The following is a 21,194-nucleotide window of genomic DNA, read 5'->3' as shown; positions in this document are numbered from 1 at the left end:
TCCTTCGAGGCCTCCGCTTCGCTACGGCACCTCGGCTTGAGGTGGTCTGTTGGGACCGATCATGACTGACTTTCCCCCCGTCGACGGCACCGAGATCGCATCCGCGCTGCGGACCCGCGCGTCGGAGAAGATCCTCGTCCTCGACGGGGCGATGGGCACCGTGATCCAGCGGCTCGGGCTGACCGAGGCGGATTTCCGGGGCGACCGCTTCAAGGATCACCCGAACGATCAGAAGGGCAACAACGACCTCCTGATCCTGACCCAGCCTGACGCGATCCGGCAGATCCACCTGGATTACTTTTTGGCCGGCGCCGACGTCTGCGAGACCAACACGTTTTCCGGCACCACGATCGCGCAGGCCGATTACGGCCTCGAATCGATCATCCACGACCTGAACCGGGAGGGCGCGCGCCTCGCCCGCGAGGCGGCGCAACTCGCTGAGAAACAGGATGGCCGCCGCCGCTTCGTGGCCGGCGCCATCGGGCCGACGAACCGGACGCTGTCGATCTCGCCGGACGTGAACAATCCCGGCTACCGCGCCGTGACCTTCGATCAGGTCAAGACCGCCTATATGGAGCAGGTCCGCGGCCTGATCGCCGGCGGCGCCGAGCTGATCCTGATCGAGACGATCTTCGACACGCTCAACGCCAAGGCGGCGGTCGCAGCGGCCTGGGCGGTGTTCGAGGAGACCGGGATCCGGCTGCCGATCCAGATCTCCGGCACGATCACCGACCTGTCGGGCCGGACCCTCTCGGGCCAGACCCCGGCGGCGTTCTGGAACGCGCTGCGCCACTCGGACCCGCTGACCTTCGGCCTCAACTGCGCGCTCGGCGCTCGCGAGATGCGCGGCCACATCGCCGAATTGTCGCGGATCTGCGACACCCTGGTCTGCGCCTATCCGAATGCCGGCCTGCCCAACGAGTTCGGACTCTACGACGAAAGTCCCGAGGCCATGGGCAAGCTCGTCGGCGAATTCGCCGAATCCGGCTTGGTCAACATGGTCGGCGGCTGCTGCGGCACCACGCCGGACCATATCCGCGCGATCAGCGAAGCGGTCGCCCGGAAGGCGCCCCGGCAGATCCCGGCGACTCCGCGCCTGATGCGGCTCTCGGGGCTGGAGCCCTTCGTGCTCACCAAGGAAATCCCGTTCGTGAACGTCGGTGAGCGCACCAACGTCACCGGGTCGGCCAAGTTCAGGAAACTCATCACCAACGGCGACTACGCCGCCGCCCTGGATGTCGCCCGCGATCAGGTCGCCGCCGGCGCCCAGGTGATCGACGTCAACATGGACGAGGGCCTACTCGACTCGCAGAAGGCGATGGTCGAGTTCCTCAACCTCGTGGCCGCCGAGCCGGATATCGCCCGGGTGCCGGTGATGGTCGATTCCTCCAAGTTCGAGGTGATCGAGGCCGGCCTGAAATGCATCCAGGGCAAGGCGATCGTGAACTCGATCTCCATGAAGGAGGGCGAGGAGAAATTCATCGAGGCGGCCCGCGTCTGTCGCTCCTACGGCGCCGCCGTGGTGGTGATGGCCTTCGACGAGCAGGGCCAGGCGGATACCTACGAGCGCAAGGTCGAGATCTGCACCAAGGCCTACCGGATCCTGACGGAGCAGGTCGGCTACCCGCCGGAAGACATCATCTTCGATCCGAACATCTTCGCGGTGGCCACCGGCATCGAGGAGCATAACGGCTACGGCGTCGCCTTCATCGAGGCGACCCGGACGATCCGCGAGACCCTGCCGCACGCCCATATCTCGGGCGGCGTCTCGAACCTCAGCTTCGCGTTCCGCGGCAACGAGCCGGTGCGCGAGGCGATGCACGCGGTGTTCCTGTACCATTGCATCCAGGCCGGGATGGATATGGGCATCGTCAATGCCGGCCAGCTCGCCGTCTACGACGAGATCCCGGCGGAGCTGCGCGAATTGTGCGAGGACGTGGTCCTCAACCGCCGCGACGATTCCACCGAGCGGCTGCTGGAATCGGCCGAGCGCTTCAAGACCGGCGCCTCGGCCCAGGCCAAGACCGCCGACCTGACCTGGCGCGAGGCCCCGGTGGCCAAGCGCATCGAGCATGCCCTGGTCAACGGCATCACCGAGTACATCTTGGCCGATACCGAGGAGGCACGGCAGGGCGTCGAGCGCCCGCTCCACGTGATCGAGGGCCCGCTGATGGCCGGCATGAACGTGGTCGGCGACCTGTTCGGCGCCGGCAAGATGTTCCTGCCCCAGGTGGTGAAGTCGGCCCGGGTGATGAAGCAGGCGGTCGCCTATCTCGAGCCCTACATGGAGGAGGAGAAGCGCGCCAATGGCGGCGACGGCAAGCGCCAGGCCGCCGGCAAGGTGCTGATGGCCACCGTGAAGGGCGACGTCCACGACATCGGCAAGAACATCGTCGGCGTCGTGCTGGCCTGCAACAATTACGAGATCATCGATCTCGGCGTGATGGTCCCGGCCGCCAAGATCCTCGACGTGGCCCGCAAGGAGAATGTCGACATCGTCGGCCTCTCCGGCCTGATCACCCCATCCCTCGACGAGATGGTCCATGTCGCGGGCGAGATGGAGCGCGAAGGCTTTTCCGTGCCGCTGCTGATCGGCGGCGCCACCACCAGCCGCGTCCACACGGCGGTGAAGATCCACCCGGCCTACGCCAAGGGCCAGGCGGTCTACGTCACCGACGCGAGCCGCGCGGTCGGCGTCGTGTCGAGCCTGCTGTCCAAGGACACCCGCGACTCGACCATCGAGACCGTGCGTGCCGAGTACGCCAAGGTTTCGGCCGCCCATGCCCGCTCGGAGCTCGACAAGCAGCGCCTGCCCCTGGCGAAGGCCAGGGCCAACGCCTTCAAGATCGACTGGTCGGGCTACGCGCCGAAGAAGCCGGCCTTCACGGATGCCCGGGTGTTCGGCTCCTACGAGGTCGCCGACCTCGTGCCGTATATCGACTGGACGCCGTTCCTGCAGACCTACGAGTTCAAGGGCCGCTTCCCGGCGATCCTCGACGACCCGGACCAGGGTCCGGCCGCCCGCGCCCTCTACGAAGACGCGCAGGAGATGCTCAAGCAGATCGTGGCGGAGCGCTGGTTCAACCCGAAGGGCGTGATCGGCTTCTGGCCGGCCAACAGCGTCGGCGACGACATCGTGCTCTACAAAGGCGAGAGCCGCAGCGACCGGCTCGCGACCTTCCACGGCCTGCGCCAGCAGCTCTCGAAGCGCGACGGCCGGCCCAACACCTGCCTGTCGGATTTCGTGGCCCCCAAGGAGACCGGGATCGCCGATTATGTCGGCGGTTTCGTGGTCACGGCCGGCCTGGAAGAGGTGCGGATCGCCGAGCGGTTCGAGCGGGCGAACGACGATTACCGGGCGATCCTGGTGAAGGCGCTCGCCGACCGGATCGCCGAGGCCTTCGCCGAGCGCATGCACGAGCGCGTCCGCCGGGAGTTCTGGGGCTACGCGCCGGACGAGACGTACTCGCCCGCCGAACTGGCGAGCGAGCCCTATGACGGCATCCGCCCGGCGCCGGGCTACCCGTCCCAGCCCGACCACACCGAGAAGACGCAGCTGTTCGACCTCCTGAAGGCCGAGCGCCGGATCGGGGTGAAGCTCACCGAGTCCTACGCCATGTGGCCGGGATCCTCGGTCTCGGGCCTCTACCTGGCGCACCCGCAGGCGCATTACTTCGGCGTCGCCAAGGTCGAGCGCGATCAGGTCGAGGATTATGCCCTGCGCAAGGGCATGGATATCCGCGAGGTCGAGCGCTGGCTCGGGCCGATCCTGAACTACGACCCCACGCGGTATCTGGCCGAAGCCGCGGAGTAGGGGGCTCGGCAAGCATCAGTTGTGAGGGACGCCTTGCGGCGCCTGAACACCCGCGTCGTCATTCCGGGGCTCGCCGCAGGCGAGAGCCCGGAATCCAGAACCACAGGCGAGCCCGAACGATGCGACGCGGGTTGCTCTAAGCCGGCAAGCTCGGCGGCTCTGGATTCCGGGCTCCGCTGTGCGGCCCCGGAATGACGACGCGTTTCGGCTCTTGGAGGAACTCCGAGCGACCCGCGTCAGCAGGTCCCGGCGCCGCGCGTATTCACGTAGAGCGCGTAGACCGAGTGTGAGGCGGTCATCAGCAGCAGGTTGCGGTTGAGGCCGCCGAAGCAGAGGTTGGCGCAGCGCTCGGGCAGGCGGATCCGGCCGATCGGCTTGGCCTGCGGCGACAGGATGAGCACGCCGTCCTCGGCCTCGCTCATACCCCAACCGCACCAGAGGTTGCCGTCGACATCGAGCCGGAACCCGTCCGGCGTGCCGGTGCCGGCGTCGTAGAACACCCGGCCGTTGGCGGTCTTGGTGCCGTTCTCGACCACGTCGTAGACGCGGATCAGTCGGTTCGGCTTGGCGCGCGCCTCGATGACGTAGAGCTTCGACTCGTCCGGCGAGAAAGCCAGCCCGTTCGGTCCCGCGACACCCGCTACTGCCAGGCTCGCCTGCCCGGTCGCCGGGTCGATCCGGTAGACGTTGCCCGGGAGCTCCGGGGCCGCCATCGACTCGTGGGGGTTGGGGCCGAAGGCCGGATCGGTGAACCAGATCGCGCCGTCGGAATGGCAGATCACGTCGTTGGGGGAGTTGAGCGGCTTGCCGTCGAACTGGTCGAGCAGCGTGGTGATCGAGCCGTCATGCTCGGTCCGGGTGACGCTCCGCGTCTTGTGCTGGCAGGTGACGAGGCGTCCCTGCCGGTCCCGGGTGTTGCCGTTGGAATAGGAAGACGGCTTGCGGAACACGGTGAGTGCGTTGGAGGCCTCGTCCCAGCGCAGGATCCGGTCGTTGACCACGTCGCTGAACAGCAGCGCGCCCATGTCGCCGAACCAGACCGGCCCCTCGGCCCAGCGCAGGCCGGTGGCGACGCGTTCCACGGTGGCGGAGGCGATGCGGTACTTGGCGAAGGCCGGGTCGAGCACCTCGACGGCCGGATCGGGCACGCGCTGCGACGGCTCCCATCCGGCACCGGCCGCCCGGGCCGCCCCGAGCAGGGCCGCGCCCGCGAGCAGGCCCCTGCGTGCGATCATCGCCATGTCTCCTCCCTGTTCTTATCAGCCGCCGGCCATCGCCGACGGACCGCTCTTTCGACGGCCTGCCTTGCGCCGGGCTGAGATCGCGTCCGGCGGGGAGCGCGTGGATCAATGGATCTCGGGTTCGGGAATGCCGCCCGCCCCCTCCAGGAAATCGAAGTCGCAGCCCTCGTGCGCCTGCCGCACATGCTGGGTGAACAGGCGGTTGTAGCCCCGCGGATAGGCCCGGTCCGGCGGCACGAATGCCGCGACGCGTGCGGCGATCTCGGCCTCGTCCAGATGCAGGTGGATGCGCCGCTCGGACACGTCGACGGTGATGAGGTCGCCGTTGCGCACGGCCGCCAGCGGGCCGCCGGCCGCCGATTCCGGCGAAACGTGCAGGATGCAGGCACCGTAGCTGGTGCCGCTCATGCGGGCATCCGAAATGCGCAGCATGTCGCGCACGCCCTGCCGGAGCAGGACCTTCGGGATCGGCAGCATGCCCCATTCCGGCATGCCCGGGCCGCCGATCGGGCCGGCATTGCGCAGGATCATGACGTGGTCCGGGGTGACATCAAGGTCGAGGTCGTTCACCGCCGCGCTCATGGCGTCGTAATCGTCGAACACCAGGGCCGGGCCGGTATGCTTGAGCAGGCGCGGGTCCGCGGCCGGCGGCTTGATCACGCAGCCATGCGGCGCGAGGTTGCCGTACAGGATCGCGGTGCCGCCGAGGGAGACGATCGGCTTGTCCAGCGGGCGGATCACGTCGTCGTTGTAAACGCTCATGCCGGCGAGCCCGTCGCCGATCGTGCCGCCGGTGACCGAGCGGGCGTCGAGGTGGAGGAGGGGGGACAGCCGCACCATCAGCGCCCGGATGCCGCCGGCGATGTGGAAATCCTCCATCAGCCACGCGCCCGAGGGCCGCAGGTTGGCGATCACCGGCACCTTCTGGGCGAATTCATCGAACTCGGAGAGTTTGATCGGGATCCCGGCCCGGCCCGCCATCGCCACCAGATGGATCATCGCGTTGGTGGAGCCGGCCAGCGCGTTGTGGACCACGAGGGCGTTCTCCACCGAGCGCCGGTCGAGGATGTCGGACGGCTTCAGATCCTCCCAGATCATCTCGACGATGCGCCGGCCGCAGGCGCTCGCCATGCGCGGATGGTCGGCATCGGCCGCCGGGATCGAGGCCGCGCCCGGCAGCGATAAGCCCAAAGCCTCGGCGATCGACGTCATGGTCGAGGCGGTGCCCATGGTCATGCAGGTGCCGAAGGTCCGGGCGATGCCCGCCTCCATGTCGTTCCACTGCTGCGTGGTGATGGTGCCGGCTTCCTTCTCGGCCCAGTATTTCCACACGTCGGAGCCGGAGCCGAGGATCTTGCCGCCGGAATGCCCGCGCATCATCGGCCCCGCCGGCAGGAAGATCATCGGCAGGTTCATGGAGATGCCGCCCATCACCGTGCCGGGCGTGGTCTTGTCGCAACCGCCCATCAGCACCGCCCCGTCCACCGGGTGCTGGCGCAGCAATTCCTCCACCTCCATGGCGAGGAGGTTGCGGTAGAGCATCGTGGTCGGCTTGACGAAGTTTTCGGACAGCGAGAGCGCCGGAAGCTCGATCGGGAAGCCGCCCGCCTGCCACACGCCGCGCTTCACCTGCTCGACCCGCTCGCGGAAGTGGAGGTGGCAGGGGTTGATGTCGCTCCAAGTGTTGATGATGCCGACGATCGGCTTGCCGGTGAAATCGGCGCGCTCGTAGCCCATCTGGAGCATGCGCGAGCGGTGGCCGAAGCTGCGCAGGTCGGTGGCGCCGAACCAGCGCTGGCTGCGCAGATCGCCGACGGTCTTCTTGCGTTCGGTCATCAGACGGTCTCCGGTCTCACCCGCTCGGTCGCGGCAGCGGCTGGGTCGTCCGCGGCGATCCCCGGATCCGCCGCCGCGGCGACCGGCCGGACCGCCAGGAAGGTAATCGCCCCGGAGCCGAGCGCACAGGCCGCGAGGAAATACAGGCCGGCCTCATAGGTGCCGGTGGCGTCCTTCAGCCAACCCACGACGTAGGGGCCGACGAAGCCGCCGAGATTGGCGATGGCGTTGATCAGCGCAATGCCCCCGGCCGCAGCCGGTCCCGACAGGAACTCCCCCGGCATCGCCCAGAAGGCGGGCTTGGTGCCGTAGAGGCCGATCGCGGCCACCGACATCGCCGTGAGCGCCCAGAGGCTGCCCAGCATCGGTCCCGCGGCGATGAGGCCGAGCATGGCGATCAGGGCGGCGACGATGAAGTGCCAGCGCCGCTCGTCGCGCCGGTCCGACGACCAGCTCCAGGCGATCATGCCCACCGTCCCGATGACGTAGGGGATCGCGGTGGCGAGGCCGGTCTCCCAATCGGTCAGCTTCAGGGCCTTGAGGATCGGCGGCAGGAAGAAGGTGATCCCGTAGGTCGCCGTGCCGATGCAGAAGTAGATCGCCGCGAGCGCCAGCACCCGGGGATCGGTCAGGGCCCGCTTGAGCGTGAAATGCCCGTGCGTCCTGACGGTGCTCTGGTGCTCGGCCTCCAGCGTCTCCTCCAGCCAGGTCCGCTCCTCGGGCGCGAGCCAGGCCGCCTTGGCGGGCCGGTCGGTCATCAGCGCGAGCACGACGAAGGCCAGCAGGATCGAGGGCACCGCCTCCAGGAGGAACAGCCATTGCCAGCCATGCAGGCCGAGTACCCCGTCGAGCTGGAGCAGGGCTCCCGAGATCACCGCCGTGAGGGCGTTCGAGCCCGGGACCGCCAGGAACAGGGCCGCCACCACCCGGGCCCGGTAGCGCCTCGGAAACCAGTAGGTGAAGTACAGGATCATGCCCGGGAAGAAGCCGGCCTCCGCCACGCCGAGTAGGAAGCGCATCGCCAAGAAACTCACCGGGCCGGTGATGAAGGCCATGCCGCCCGCGACTAGGCCCCAGGTGACCATGATCCGCGCGATCCAGAGCCGCGCGCCGTTGCGCTCCAGGAGGACGTTGCTCGGGATCTCGAAGATGACGTAGCCGAGGAAGAAGATGCCCGCGCCCCAGCCGTAGAGGGTCGCCGAGAAGCCGAACTCCCGGTTCAGGCCGAACGAGGCGAAGCCCACATTGGTGCGGTCCATGTAGGCGATGAAGTAGATCAGCACGATGAGCGGCAGGAGCCGCCACGAGACCTTGGCGACCGTCCGCCGCTCGATCTCCGGCAGCGCCGCGACCACAGGTATGCCCCCCGACATAGCCCTCTCCCCATCTCGATGTTGGTCCCGTCGGCTTCGCGCCGATCGGTGCCGTTCGTCGTCAGCGCCCGTTCTGATTCCGCCACACGGCGAAATCGGCGAGACTCTGCTCGTCGGTGGCCGGGTAGAGGCCGAGGATCGAGCGGCCCTTGCGCACCTCCTCGGTGACGAAATCCTCGTAGGCGGTCATCTCGACGGCCTCGTCGGCGATCGCGTCGGCGAGATGGGCCGGGATCACCGCCACACCGTCGCCGTCGCCGACGATCACGTCGCCGGGGAAGACCGGGGCGTCGCCGCAGCCGATCGGCACGTTGATGTCGATGGCCTGGTGATGCGTGAGGTTGGTCGGCGCCGAGGGGCGCACATGGTAGCTCGGCATGTCGAGCCGGGCGATCTCGTCGGCATCGCGGAAGCCGCCATCGGTGACGAGCCCGGCGCAGCCCCGCACCATCAGTCGGGTCGCCAGGATCGAGCCTGCCGAGGCCGCCCGGGCATCCTTGCGGCTGTCGATCACGAACACGGCGCCGGGCGGACACTCCTCCACCGCCTTGCGCTGCGGATGCGCCCGGTCGCGGAACACCGTGATCGGGTTCAGGTCCTCGCGGGCTGGGATGTAGCGCAGGGTGAACGCCTCGCCGACCATCGTGCCGCCGCCGGCCTTCAGCGGGCGCACATCCTGGATCATCTGATTGCGCAGGCCGCGCTTGAACAAGGCGGTCATCAGCGTCGCCGTGCTGACGGTCTTCAGCTTGGCACGCGTCTCAGGGGACAGCCCGGGCATCCGCATCTCCTCCCATGACGGCGATCACCATCATGTCCGGATCATCGAGGATCCGACCGGCGCGGGTGCGCCCTGGGCGACCACTGATATCTCAGAGCTTGAGTAGGGCTCTGCCTTGAAACCATTGTCAACTGGGCCAAGCGCGAGCCGGGCTCGATGAACCCACGCGGCCCCGCTTGCGGAAGCGTCTTGATAAGGTTCGAGCGAGACGATCGAAGCTTCTCTGCTTGTCATCGCGCGCCAATCGACGCTTCGGATGCGTGATGTTGCTATGCGCGGCTGAAACAATGCAGCGCATCATTTCCCACGCTCCGGTGGAATGTTTCGGCCTCCCCAGCGCGAATCAAAGCATCGCCAGCTTGGCATCGGATGATGCGCGGCTCCCGCATGATCTGGGGCTTGTCGACGATTCGACCTGAGAAGGCTTTGACGATCTGTACGCAAACCATTGCGTGAACTGTGACGGAGTTGACTTTAATGAACGTTTTCCTTCAGAAATCAGCACAGCGGCATCAATCCTGGTCGGGTGCTCGGCCGTGAGGATATCACGACTCGGGCGTCATCCAGGGCGTCGCGCCACACCCGTTGCGGCCGGCGACATCACGCCAATGCCTGTCGAACACATTGGCTAAGACATATCTTCTCGCAAGACCCATCGCTGATCGCCAAATTTTGAGGAGAATAGGTGTGACGCCCATCGAGAGAAGCTTGATCGCTACGTCCTGAGGTCGTTCTCGGATGAGGAATGCGTTGACCGGTTCGAGGATCATGACGACGGACGCCCTGGGAACCGCCGCGCGGCGGTCGCGATCGCTGGCCGAGACCGCCTACGACGCGATCGAGCAGATGATCATCAGCCGGCACCTCGCACCGGGCGCGATGGTGTCGGAGGGCGAGCTCGGCGCGGAACTGGCGCTCGGGCGTACCCCGGTCCGCGAGGCGCTGGCCCGGCTCAAGGCGATCGGCTTCGTCGAAGTCCATCCGCGCCGCGGCGTGCTCGTCACCCCGGTCGACATCGTCAAGCATCTCGAATTGCTCGAAGTCCGGCGCCCGCTGGACGAGACCGTGACCCGCTGCGTCATCGCCCGCGCCTCGGACCACGACATCGAAACCCTGCAAACCCATACCGAAGACCTGCTCGTGGCCGCCGCCGCCCGGGACCGCGAAGTCTATTTCCGGGTCAAGCGCGCCCTGCACGAGGCGCTGGTCGGGGCGGCCTACAATCCGACCCTGACCAACACGATGGGCCCGCTCCACGCCCAGTCCCGGCGCTTCTGGTACGCCTACGAACCCACCGCCAGCTTTCTCGACTGCGCCGGGATCCACGCGACGATCGTGGCCGGCATCGCCGCCCGCGATGTCGAGCGGGCGCTTGCCGGAATCGGGACGCTGTTCGACCTCCTCGACCGGATGACCCGTCGAGCCCTCGACCGCCGGCCTCTGGTCTGACAGGTTGACCCGGCCACCCGCGGCCCTATCCTGAGACTGAGATATCAGTCGCATCCCAGGATACGGCACCGGTCAGGCGCAAGGCCGCGACAGGACGGCCGGCTGCCCCTGGAAACATCCTCCGGGCGGCGTCAACGCCAGGGAGAAACGGCTTGAACGGATTGTCCCCACGCACCGGCGCGCAGGTGCTCGTCGATCAGCTGATCGCCCAGGGTGTCGAGCGGGTCACCTGCGTTCCCGGCGAGAGCTATTTGGCCGTGCTCGATGCCCTGCGCGACAGCGGCATCGACGTGCTCGTCTGCCGGCAGGAAGGCGGCGCCGCGATCATGGCCGAGGCTGCCGGCAAGCTCACCGGCCGTCCCGGCATCTGCTTCGTCACCCGCGGCCCTGGGGCCACCAACGCCTCGGCGGGGGTCCATATCGCGCGCCAGGATTCGACGCCGATGATCCTGTTCGTCGGCCAGATCGCCCGGGCGATGCGCGACCGGGAGGCGTTCCAGGAGGTCGACTACCGGCAGATGTTCGGCGGCCTGGCCAAGTGGGCGGTGGAGATCGACGACGCGGCCCGCATCCCGGAGATCCTGGCCCGGGCCTTCCGGGTGGCGCTCCAGGGCCGGCCGGGGCCGGTGGTGATCGCCCTGCCGGAGGACATGCTCGACGATGTCGCGGCGGTGGCCGACGCGGCCCGCGTGGTCCCGGCCGAGCCGGCCCCATCAGCCGCCGATACGGAGCGGCTGCGCGCCCTGCTGGTCGAAGCGCGACGGCCGGTTCTGCTGCTCGGCGGCGCGCGCTGGACCGAATCGGCCCGCACCGCCCTGGCGGCCTGGGCCGAGCGCCACGACGTGCCGGTGGCGGTCTCGTTCCGGCGCGCCAACCTGTTCTCCGCCGACCATCCGAATTTCGCCGGCGAGCTCGGGATCGGGCCGAACCCGGCGCTCCTGGCCCGGATCAAGGAGTCCGACCTGCTGCTCATGGTCGGCGGGCGCCTCTCCGAGATGCCGGCGCAATCCTACGGCCTGCTCGGCATCCCCAATCCCGGCCTGCCGCTGGTCCATGTCCATCCCGATCCGACGGAACTCGGCCGGGTCTACCAACCGGAACTGGCGATCCAGGCGACCCCGGAGGCGTTCTGCGCGGCCCTGCCCAGCTACGATGCGCCCCGGACCGGCCGCGCCGCCGAGGCCCATGCCTCCTACCGCACCTGGTCCGAGGCCCCGGAGCCGAAGCCCGGGGCGTTCCAATACGGCCAGGCGATCACCTGGCTGCGCGAGCGGCTGCCGCCGGACGCGGTGATCTGCAACGGCGCCGGCAACTTCGCGACCTGGATCCACCGCTATTACCGGTTCCGCGCCTTCGGCACGCAGCTCGCCCCGACTTCGGGCTCGATGGGCTACGGGCTGCCGGCGGCCGTGATGGCCAAGCGCAGCCTGCCGGAGCGGATCGTCGTCGCGCTCGCGGGCGACGGCGACGTGATGATGACCGTGCAGGAATTCGCCACCGCCGTGCAATACGGCATCGCCATCGTGGTCGTCGTCCTCGACAACGGCATGTACGGCACGATCCGGATGCACCAGGAGCGGGAATATCCCGGGCGCGTCTCGGCCACCGAGCTGCGCAATCCCGACTTCGCCGCCCTGGCCCGCTCCTGCGGCGGCCACGGCGAGCGCGTGGAGCGCACCGAGGATTTCGCCCCCGCCTTCGAACGCAGCCTCGCCGCCGGGATTCCGGCGATGATCCACTGCCTCGTCGATCCGGAGGCCCTGACACCGACCATGACCCTCGCGGCGATCCGCGCGAAGGCCCTGGCGGCCCGAGAGGGCTGACAGCCCTCAACACCGACCCGGTGCGGAGGACCCGCACCCGATGCGAACAGGAGTCGACGATGACCGTGCGTGGTGAGAACCTGATCGGCGCTCAGGCCCGGCGAGGCACGCAGGCCGCGTTCCGGGGGATAGAGGCGGCCACCGGCCAGACCCTGGAGCCCGATTTCCCCGGCGCCAGCCTCGACGATCTCGACCGGGCCTGCGCCCTGGCGGAGGCCGCCTTCGACACCTACCGCGAGACCAATCCGGAGGCTCGGGCGGCTTTCCTCGAGACGATCGCCGCCAACATCCTCGATATCGGCGACGACCTCGTCACCCGCTGCATCCAGGAGACCGGGCTGCCCCGGCCGCGGATCGAGGGCGAGCGCGCCCGCACCGTCGGCCAGTTGCGCCTGTTCGCCGGGGTTCTGCGCGAGGGCAGCGCCTTCGAGATCCGCATCGACCCGGCCCTGCCGGACCGCAAGCCGCTGCCCCGGCCGGACCTGCGCCTGCGCAAGGTCGCGCTCGGCCCGGTGGCGGTGTTCGGCGCCAGCAACTTCCCGCTCGCCTTCTCGGTGGCGGGCGGCGACACTGCCTCGGCGCTGGCGGCCGGCTGCCCGGTGATCGTCAAGGCGCACCCGGCCCATCCCGGCACCTCCGAGCTGGTCGGCCGGGCGATCCAGAAGGCGGTCGCCGCCTCCGGCCTGCCGGAGGGGGTGTTCTCGCTGCTGTTCGATGCCGGCCAGTCGATCGGGCAGGGGCTGGTGGCCGATCTGCGCATCGCCGCGGTGGGCTTCACCGGATCGCGCCGGGGCGGTACCGCCCTGGTCGAGATCGCGGCCAAGCGCCCCCGCCCGATCCCGGTCTATGCCGAGATGAGCAGCATCAACCCGGTCCTGCTGTTCCCGGGCGCCCTGGCGGCCCGGGGCGAGGCGATCGGCCGGGCCTTCGCGGCCTCGCTCACGCTCGGCGCCGGCCAGTTCTGCACCAATCCGGGCCTGCTCCTGGCGGTGCCGGGCCCCGGCCTCGACGCCTTCCTGGCCTCGGCCACGGCCGCCCTGCGGGAGAGCCCGGCCGCGACCATGCTGACCCCGGGCATCTGCCGGGCCTATGGCGATAGCGTCGCGCGGCTGGCCGGCCACGCCGCGGTCACGCGCCTCGCCGAAGGCCCCGAAGGCTCCGCCACCCAGGGCCGGGCGGCCCTGTTCGCCACGGATTCGGACGCCTTCCTGTCGGAGCCGGAGTTGCAGGAGGAGATGTTCGGCGCGGCCGCCCTGGTGGTGCGCTGCCCCGACCTCGCGGCGATCCGGAAAGTGCTGGAGCATCTCGAAGGCCAGCTCACCGCCTCCCTGCACATCACGCCCGACGACCACGCCGCCGTGCGGGATCTGCTGCCGCTGCTGGAGCGCCGGGTCGGGCGCATCCTGGTGGACGGCTTCGGCACCGGGGTCGAGGTGGCGCACGCCATGGTCCATGGCGGGCCGTACCCGGCGACGTCTGACGGCCGCACCACCTCCGTGGGCAGCCTCGCGATCGACCGGTTCCTGCGGCCGGTGAGCTACCAGGACCTCCCCGACGCCCTGCTGCCCGCCGCGCTCCAGGAAGCCAACCCCCTCGGCCTGCCCCGCCGGATCGACGGCACCCTCGAACGCCGCTGACGGCCCCCGGCGCGCAGGGACAGGCGCAAGCCGCCCACACCCGCGCGCCATCGGCTTAAACGATGCCCTTCGCGCCCCGCCGACCGCTTGCCAGGCCGAAGCTGCGCGTCTAGACAGCCCCGGCCCACGGTGGGGCGTCGCCAAGTGGTAAGGCAGCGGTTTTTGGTACCGCCATTCCCAGGTTCGAATCCTGGCGCCCCAGCCAAGCCTCCGCTCAGTCATTGATCTGATTGCAATCGGCTCGCAGCCGCGCCCGCGGCACGGCCGATTGTACGCTGCGCTGTTGCGCGCGCTTGCCCACAGGGTGAGCTTGTCGACGCAGCGCTCGCTGGCTTCGGTCACCGCGAGGACGTGGCGATCCCGCAGCTGCCCGAGGCCGGCCCGTGGAGCGCCTTTGAGGCGGCCCGTGTGGCGATGGTCCCGAGCCTCGCCCAGTCCCACACCGCGCAACGCGACCGCACCTCCGCCTGACCCAGGCCCAGAGCAATCCGGGTCGCCTCGCGCCGAGTCACTTGCATTATGAAAGTAACTCGGCCAGGATGAGGCATGCAGCGCACACCCTTCGACCAGATGCCCTGTCCCGTCGCCCGCACCCTGGATCGGGTCGGCGAGTGGTGGAGCATCCTCATCCTGCGGGACGCCTTCTACGGGCTGACCCGGTTCGACCAGTTCGAACAGAGCCTCGGGATCGCGCCGAACATGCTGACGCGCCGGCTTAAGGCCCTGTGCGAGGCCGGCCTTCTGGAGCGGCGGCTCTATCAGGAGCGGCCGCCCCGCCACGAATACGTCCTGACCGCGAAGGGGCGGGATTTCCGGCCGGTGCTCTGGACCCTGTTCGCCTGGGGCAACCGCCACCTCGCCCCCGAGGGTGAGAGCGTGATCCTGACCGACCCGACCACCGGCCTGCCGATCGATCCCGTCGTGGTGGACCGGCGGACGGGCCGTCCCCTCGAGGACGGGATCCGCGTGGCGGCGGGGCCGGCCGCCAGCGAGAGGCTCCGGCGCCGCTTCGAGCGCCCGACAACGATCTGAGACCGGAGGGCACGGAGATGAGCGAGGCCGCGACGATCGACGCGTTCGTTAAGGGCGAGGACCGCGAGGGGCTCGCGGCACCCAAGCGGCGTCTGTCGCGCAAGCGGGCGGCGCTGGGGGGCCTCGCGCTCCTGGCGCTGGCCGGCGGTGGGCTCTACGGCCGCTTTTGGTGGGAGACCGGCCGGTTCATCGAGAGTACCGACGACGCCTATGTCGGCGGCGACGTCACGGTGATCGCGCCCCGCGTCTCCGGTTTCGTCGCCGAGGTGCTGGTGAGGGACAACCAGCGGGTCCGGGCCGGCGATCTCCTCATCCGCCTCGATGACCGGGATTACCGCGCCGCCCTCGCCAGGGCGGAAGCGGCGGTGGCCGGGCAGGACGCGACGCTCCTCAATCTCGCGGCCACGAAGCGCCTGCAGGAGGCGGTGATCGCGCAGAGCCGTGCCGAGCTCGCCGGGACGGAGGCCGAGGCGGCCCGCACCCGGTTCGACGTCGACCGCTACCGGCAGCTCTCGGCGAAGAGCTACGCCTCCGAGCAGCGCTTTCAGCAGGCCGATGCGGACGACAAGAAGGCCAGCGCCGCCGTCGCCAAGGCCCGGGCCAGCCTCGATGCGGCCGAGCGGCGGATCGCGGTCATCGACACGCAGAGCCGGCAGGCGGAGGCCGCCCGCGCGCAGGCTTCGGCCGAGCGCGACGCCGCCCAACTCAACCTCGGCTATACCGAGATCCGCGCGCCAGCGGACGGCGTGGTCGGTAACCGAAGCGCCCGCGCCGGCTCCTACGCCACGCCCGGCGCCGGGCTGATCGCCCTTGTGCCGGCGGGCGGCCTCTGGGTCGATGCGAACTTCAAGGAGAGCCAGCTCGCCGACATGCGTCCGGGCCAGCGGGTCGGCATCGTGGCCGACATCCTGCCGGGCGAGACCTTCACCGGCCATGTCGAGAGCCTCGCCCCGGCTACCGGCGCGCAGTTCAGCGTGCTGCCGCCTGAGAACGCCACCGGCAACTTCACCAAGATCGTCCAGCGCGTGCCCGTGCGGATCCACCTCGACGGCGAGGCCGGCCGCCTCGGGCGCCTGCGCCCGGGTCTGTCGGTGACGGCCTCGGTCGACCGCCGGGGCGGATCGCCGGGGGGCGACGAGCCTGCCCCCGGCGCCGCAATCGTGGTCGGGGCGCTGACCCGGTGAACGCCGCCGGCCGCGCCCCGCTGAGCGAGGCTCAGAAGGTCTTCGCCTTCGCGGTGATGTGCGTCGGCTTCTTCATCGCGCTCCTCGACATCCAGATCGTCTCGGCCTCGCTGAAGGAGATCGCCGGCGGCCTCTCGGCGAGCCCCGACGAGGTCGCCTGGGTGCAGACCAGCTACCTCATCGCCGAGATCATCGTGATCCCGCTCTCGGGCTTCCTGGCCCGGGTGATGTCGACGCGCTGGCTGTTCTGCGTCTCGGCGGCCGGCTTTACCGCCACCAGCCTGCTCTGCGGCTGGGCCTGGGACATCGAGAGCATGATCGCCTTCCGGGCGCTCCAGGGTTTTTTGGGCGGCTCGATGATCCCGACCGTGTTCACCACGGCCTTCGCGTTCTTCCCGGGCAAGAAGATGGTCGTGGCGGCCGCGACCATCGGGGCGCTCTCCTCGCTGGCCCCGACCCTCGGACCGACGGTGGGCGGCTGGATCACCGACAACTATTCCTGGCACTGGCTGTTCTTCGTGAACCTGGTGCCGGGGATCTTCGTCGCCGTCGTGGTGCCGCTGATGGTGCGGGTCGACGAGCCCGAGCCGGCCCTCCTCAAGACCGCCGACTGGCTCGGCATCGCGCTGATGGCGCTGTTCCTTGGCTGCCTCGAATACACTCTGGAAGAGGGCCCCCGCTGGAACTGGACCGAGGATGCCACCATCCGCACGACGGCGTGGGTCTCGGGCCTTGCCGGGATCGGCTTCCTCTGGCGCAGCCTCACCTACGCCCATCCGATCGTCGACCTGACGGCGCTCAAGAGCCGCAACTTCGCCCTGGGCTGCCTGTTCTCCTTCGTCACCGGCATCGGCATCTTCGCCACGATCTACCTGACGCCGCTGTTCCTGGGCCGGGTGCGCGGCTTCTCGGCCCTCCAAATCGGCCTCGCCGTGTTCTCCACCGGCGTGTTCCAAGTAATGGCGATCCCGGTCTACGCGATCCTCGCCAAGCGCGTCGACCTGCGCTGGCTGATGATGTTCGGCCTCGGCCTGTTCGGGCTGAGCATGTGGTCGTTCACGCCGATCACCCACGATTGGGGGTCGGGCGAACTCCTGTGGCCCCAGGCGATGCGGGGCTTCGCGCAGCAGTTTGCCGTGGCGCCGACGGTGACGCTGACGCTCGGCGGCCTCGCCCCGGCCAAGCTGAAGCTCGCCTCCGGGCTGTTCAACCTGATGCGTAACCTGGGCGGCGCCATCGGCATCGCGGCCTGCGCGACGATCCTCAACGACCGCACCAACCTGCACTTCCTCCGGCTCGCCGAGCATCTGAATCCGACCAATCCGGCGATGCTCGCGAGCCTGCGCGGCCTGGAGGCGCGGATGTCGGAGAGCTTCGCCGGCGACCCGGCGCACAACCATGCGGCAGCCCTGCGCCAGCTCTGGTCGCTCACCTACCGGGAGGCGCAGACCATGACCTACGCCGACGCCTTCGTGGCCATCACCGTCTGCTTCGCCCTGGCCACCGCCCTCGTGCCGTTGATGCGCAAGGTCGGACCTCCGAAAGGACCCGTCGCCGATGCCCACTGATACCGCTCCCGGTCCACGCCGTCGCGTCGTGGAATGGTCCGATCCCGCCGTTGTGGCACAGGCCGGCCACGGCCTCGACGGCCTCGCCTTCCTGCGGGCGATGATGGCCGGGGAAGTCCCTCCGCCGCCGCTGATCGCCCTGCTCGGCATCGATCTCGTCTCGGCCGATCCCGGCCGGGTGACGATGCGGATGGGGGCGGGCGAGTACCTCTACAATCCGCTGGGCTCGGTCCATGGCGGGGCGCTCGCGTCCCTGCTCGACAGCGTGCTGGGCTGCGCCGTGCATTCCACGCTGCCCCTCGGCCGCGGCTACACCACCCTGGAGATCAAGGTGAACTACCTGCGTGCGGTCACGGCCGCGTCGGGTCCGCTCACGGCGACCGGGGACGTGGTCCATGCCGGACGCCGCCAGGCGGTGGCCGAGGCGAAGCTCAGCGACGGGGCGGGCCGCCTCTGCGCCACGGCGAGCACGACCTGCCTGCTCCTCGACCTGCAGGGTCTGGGCGCCACCCCGCCCCCAGCCCCCGATCCGGTCCTGGCGGCCTGGACCCGAATCTCATGACCAGCGGTTCGTACGACCTATCGAAGCGATCCGGGACGAGTCTCGCGCCGCCCGGCCCGGGAAGCGGGATGCCCCGCGCGCGGGATGCGCGCACGGAGCGCCTGCTTCGGGGACCGGTCCTCGGGACCTTGGTACGCCTCGCGGGTCCCAACGTTCTGATGACCACCGCCCAGGCCTCGACCGGCCTGATCGAGACCTACTTCATCGCCCATCTCGGCACCGATGCCCTGGCCGGCATGGCCCTGGTCTTCCCGATGCTGATGCTGGTCCAGATGATCTCGGCGGGTGCGGTCGGCGGCGGCATGCTCTCGGCCGTCTCGCGGGCGCTGGGCGGCGGCCGGCTGGCGGAGGCGAATAATCTGGTCTGGCACGCGGTGGCGATCGCGCTCGGCCTCGGTGCCCTCACCACCGTCGCGGCGCTTCTGTCGGGCCCGCATCTCTACGCCGCCATGGGCGGCCGCGGAGCCTCGCTGGCCGCGGCGCTCGCCTATTCGGACGTGGTCTTCGCCGGCGCCGTGCTGCTCTGGCTGTTCAACGCGCTCGCGGCCGTGATCCGCGGCACCGGCAACATGCTGCTCCCGGCCGGGGTGATGTGCGCAGGCGCAGTGGCCCTCATCCCGCTCTCCCCCGCGCTGATCTTCGGCCTGGGTCCGCTGCCGCAACTCGGCGTCGTCGGCGGAGCGGTGGCGGTCCTCGCCTATTACGCGGTCGGGATCGTCGTCTTCGCCGCCTATCTCTGGGCTGGCCGCGGGGTGCTGCATCCGCCCCTCCGGCCGCCGGTCCTGTCACGCCGGGCGCTCGGCGCGATCCTGCGGATCGGCGCCGTCTCCGCCATCGTCAGTGCCACCACGAACGTGACCATCGCCACGGCGACCGGCCTCGTGGGCGTGGCCGGGCCGGCGGCGGTGGCGGGGTATGGCACGGGGGCGCGGCTCGAATACCTGCTCGTACCCATGGTGTTCGGCCTCGGGGCGCCGTTGGCCGCGATGGTCGGGACGGCGGTGGGGGCGGGCGACGTGGCCCGTGCCCGGCAGGTGGCCTGGACAGGCGCGGTGATCGCCGGCTTCCTCGCGGAAGGCATCGGGCTCGGCGCCGCGCTCCGGCCGGAGATCTGGCTGCGCCTCTTCGGCGAGGACAGCGCGATGCTCGCCGTGGGCGCGCGCTATCTTCACATCGTCGGCCCCTTCTACGGCCTCTTCGGCGTCGGGCTGGCCCTCTACTTCGCCGCCCAGGGTGCAGGACAGGTGGGTTGGCCGCTGGTTGCCGGCTTAGTGCGGGTGACGGTCGCCCTCGTCGGCGGCGTGCTGGCCCTTCGCCTCGGCTACGGCCTGGATGGCTTGTTCCTCGCCCTCGGGGCGGCTCTGGCCACCTTTGCGGTCGTCAATGCTGGTGCGCTTGCGCGTGGTGCGTGGCTGGGGCGGACTCGTGACGCGCCGATCGGGCTCGCGAACGGCCGGACTCTGGCGACCGCTCGTCAAGCCGGCTCGCCCAAAGACTGATGGCCGACACGTGCGGACAGTATGGGTATCCGGCTGAACTGGGCATGCAAGATTATCGCGTCCGATCCCCGAAATTCCAGGTGATCCGCTCAAGTTATGCGCTCCCGAGAGCTCACCGCATGAGAGCGGACTGTTCAGGCAAAAGCAGCAGCAGCGTCGGCTGATCTGAGCGGCGCCGTGGCTCCCAAAACCGACGCCCGTCGCGATGGGATTCCGAGGCAAAGAGGCCGGGATTCCGGCCGTTGCGATTGCCTCAAGCTCCATCCGTCAAGTATTCGGTAATCTTCAATCGGAGTCGACAGCAATGGCAGTGGCCAGACGGATCGGCGTTCTCGTCTGCACCGATTTCGATTTCATCAGCCTGGCCGTGACATCGGCCTTCCTGGTGGCCAACCGCTACGCAGGCGAGACGGTCTACGACGTGCAGCTCGTATCCGAACGCGGCGGCCTGGTCCCGTCCGGTCTGGGAGCGGCGGTCCATACCGAGGCGCTGGGGGAACAGGACGGCTTCGACACGATCCTGATCGCAGCCGGCGTGACCATCCCGAAGCTCACCCCCGGATTGGCCGCGTCCCTGCGGGCGGCCGTTCCCTCGACGCGCCGGTTGGCCGGATTGTGCCTCGGAACGTTCATCCTCGGCGATGCGGGCCTGCTCGACGGTCGCCGGGCGACGACGCATTGGCGCTACGCGGCGCAGTTTCGCGAGCGCTATCCGGACAGTCGGCTCGAGATCGACAAGATCTACATCGCCGACGACCATATCTGGACCTCCGCGGGGATGTCGGCCGGGATCGATCTCGCCGTCGGGATGGTCGAGCGCGACCATGGCCGGGAGATCGCAAATTCCGTCGCGCGGGGGTTGGTGATGGAGCGGCGGCGGGCCGGCGGGCAGGCTCAGCATTCGGCGTTGCTCGATGTCGATCCGCGGACCGACCGCATCCAAGGCGTCCTCGCCTATGCGCGGCAGAACCTCCAGCAGCCGCTGACGACCGACGCCCTGGCCGCCGAGGCCTGCTTGAGCCCGCGCCAGTTCACCCGGCTCTTCCGGGCCGAGACCGGGACGTCCCCCGCGAAGGCGGTCGAGACCATTCGCGTCGAGGCCGCCAAGCTCCTGCTGGAGCAGAGCCGCCTGCCCGTCGAGCAGGTTGCGCGCGAGGTCGGATTCGCAAACCGCGAGCGGCTGCGCCGCTCCTTTGTCCGGGTCTATGGCGAGGCGCCACGGGTCGTCCGACGGGCGGCAGGCCCCCTCGCCGTGCTGTGAGGGGACCGGCCTTGCTGCGCGGGCCGCCCCTTCGCCGATCGGTCATGTCCGAAAACGTGGCCTTTATGGCGTATGCGACCGGGTTCCACATCCATACGAAGACTTGGAAACTTCGCTGGATACGGAGAATCCGA

General features: G+C 69.4%; 14 protein-coding genes and 1 tRNA gene. 11 read left to right on the top strand and 4 right to left on the bottom strand.

Annotation, left to right across the window (positions count from 1 at the left end; genetic code table 11):
* The first annotated feature begins 61 nt into the window (after positions 1-61).
* Positions 62-3,814, top strand: a complete 3,753-nt coding sequence (gene metH, locus BM228_RS12110) for a methionine synthase (RefSeq protein ID WP_092040438.1) — start codon at positions 62-64, stop codon at positions 3,812-3,814.
* A gap of 236 nt (positions 3,815-4,050) precedes the next feature.
* On the opposite strand, the gene BM228_RS12105 is transcribed toward metH, so the two are convergent.
* The 4 genes from BM228_RS12105 to BM228_RS12090 form a co-directional block, all read right to left on the bottom strand.
* The gene (locus tag BM228_RS12105) at positions 4,051-5,055 is read right to left on the bottom strand and encodes an SMP-30/gluconolactonase/LRE family protein (protein ID WP_092040435.1); all 1,005 of its coding nucleotides are present in this window, start codon (positions 5,053-5,055) and stop codon (positions 4,051-4,053) included.
* A 105-nt stretch (positions 5,056-5,160) separates the two neighbouring features.
* Positions 5,161-6,891, bottom strand: a complete 1,731-nt coding sequence (gene araD / locus BM228_RS12100) for an L-arabinonate dehydratase (RefSeq protein WP_092040432.1) — start codon at positions 6,889-6,891, stop codon at positions 5,161-5,163.
* Complete coding sequence (locus BM228_RS12095; RefSeq protein ID WP_092040430.1) at positions 6,891-8,264, bottom strand: MFS transporter; 1,374 nt, start codon at positions 8,262-8,264, stop codon at positions 6,891-6,893. Before BM228_RS12095 ends, araD begins: the two co-directional genes overlap by 1 nt.
* Before the next feature lie 61 nt (positions 8,265-8,325).
* Complete coding sequence (locus BM228_RS12090) at positions 8,326-9,045, bottom strand: ribonuclease activity regulator RraA (protein WP_092040651.1); 720 nt, start codon at positions 9,043-9,045, stop codon at positions 8,326-8,328.
* A gap of 768 nt (positions 9,046-9,813) precedes the next feature.
* On the opposite strand from BM228_RS12090, the gene BM228_RS12085 reads away from it, so the two are divergent.
* The 10 genes from BM228_RS12085 (at position 9,814) to BM228_RS12035 (ending at position 21,060) form a co-directional block, all read left to right on the top strand.
* The gene (locus BM228_RS12085; RefSeq protein WP_092040428.1) at positions 9,814-10,494 is read left to right on the top strand and encodes a GntR family transcriptional regulator; all 681 of its coding nucleotides are present in this window, start codon (positions 9,814-9,816) and stop codon (positions 10,492-10,494) included.
* Between the two features lie 152 nt (positions 10,495-10,646).
* Positions 10,647-12,317, top strand: a complete 1,671-nt coding sequence (locus BM228_RS12080) for a thiamine pyrophosphate-binding protein (protein ID WP_092040425.1) — start codon at positions 10,647-10,649, stop codon at positions 12,315-12,317.
* Between the two features lie 59 nt (positions 12,318-12,376).
* Entirely contained in the window at positions 12,377-13,954 is a 1,578-nt protein-coding gene (locus tag BM228_RS12075) for an aldehyde dehydrogenase (NADP(+)) (protein WP_092040422.1), read from the top strand.
* 130 nt (positions 13,955-14,084) lie between these two features.
* Positions 14,085-14,159 (top strand) — tRNA-Gln (locus tag BM228_RS12070).
* 341 nt (positions 14,160-14,500) lie between these two features.
* Positions 14,501-14,986 carry a winged helix-turn-helix transcriptional regulator gene (locus BM228_RS12060; protein ID WP_092040420.1) on the top strand — a complete coding sequence of 162 codons (486 nt, stop codon included), beginning with the start codon at positions 14,501-14,503 and terminating at the stop codon, positions 14,984-14,986.
* Positions 14,987-15,003: 17 nt separating this feature from the next.
* On the top strand, positions 15,004-16,170 hold the full coding sequence (locus BM228_RS12055) for an HlyD family secretion protein (RefSeq protein ID WP_092040417.1): 1,167 nt from the start codon (positions 15,004-15,006) through the stop codon (positions 16,168-16,170).
* Positions 16,167-17,738 carry a DHA2 family efflux MFS transporter permease subunit gene (locus tag BM228_RS12050; RefSeq protein ID WP_092040415.1) on the top strand — a complete coding sequence of 524 codons (1,572 nt, stop codon included), beginning with the start codon at positions 16,167-16,169 and terminating at the stop codon, positions 17,736-17,738. Before BM228_RS12055 ends, BM228_RS12050 begins: the two co-directional genes overlap by 4 nt.
* Positions 17,728-18,300: a PaaI family thioesterase gene (locus BM228_RS12045; protein ID WP_092040413.1), complete on the top strand. Its 573-nt coding sequence runs from the start codon at positions 17,728-17,730 to the stop codon at positions 18,298-18,300. Before BM228_RS12050 ends, BM228_RS12045 begins: the two co-directional genes overlap by 11 nt.
* Positions 18,301-18,368: 68 nt before the next feature.
* Positions 18,369-19,799 (top strand): MATE family efflux transporter, encoded by a 1,431-nt coding sequence (locus tag BM228_RS12040; RefSeq protein WP_092040411.1) that lies wholly within the window; start codon positions 18,369-18,371, stop codon positions 19,797-19,799.
* Between the two features lie 304 nt (positions 19,800-20,103).
* Positions 20,104-21,060 carry a GlxA family transcriptional regulator gene (locus BM228_RS12035; RefSeq protein WP_092040410.1) on the top strand — a complete coding sequence of 319 codons (957 nt, stop codon included), beginning with the start codon at positions 20,104-20,106 and terminating at the stop codon, positions 21,058-21,060.
* The last annotated feature ends 134 nt before the right edge of the window (positions 21,061-21,194 follow it).

The organism is Methylobacterium pseudosasicola, from assembly GCF_900114535.1.
Taxonomy (GTDB): Bacteria; Pseudomonadota; Alphaproteobacteria; order Rhizobiales; family Beijerinckiaceae; genus Methylobacterium; species Methylobacterium pseudosasicola.
This window is presented reverse-complemented; position numbering and strand designations above follow the sequence as displayed.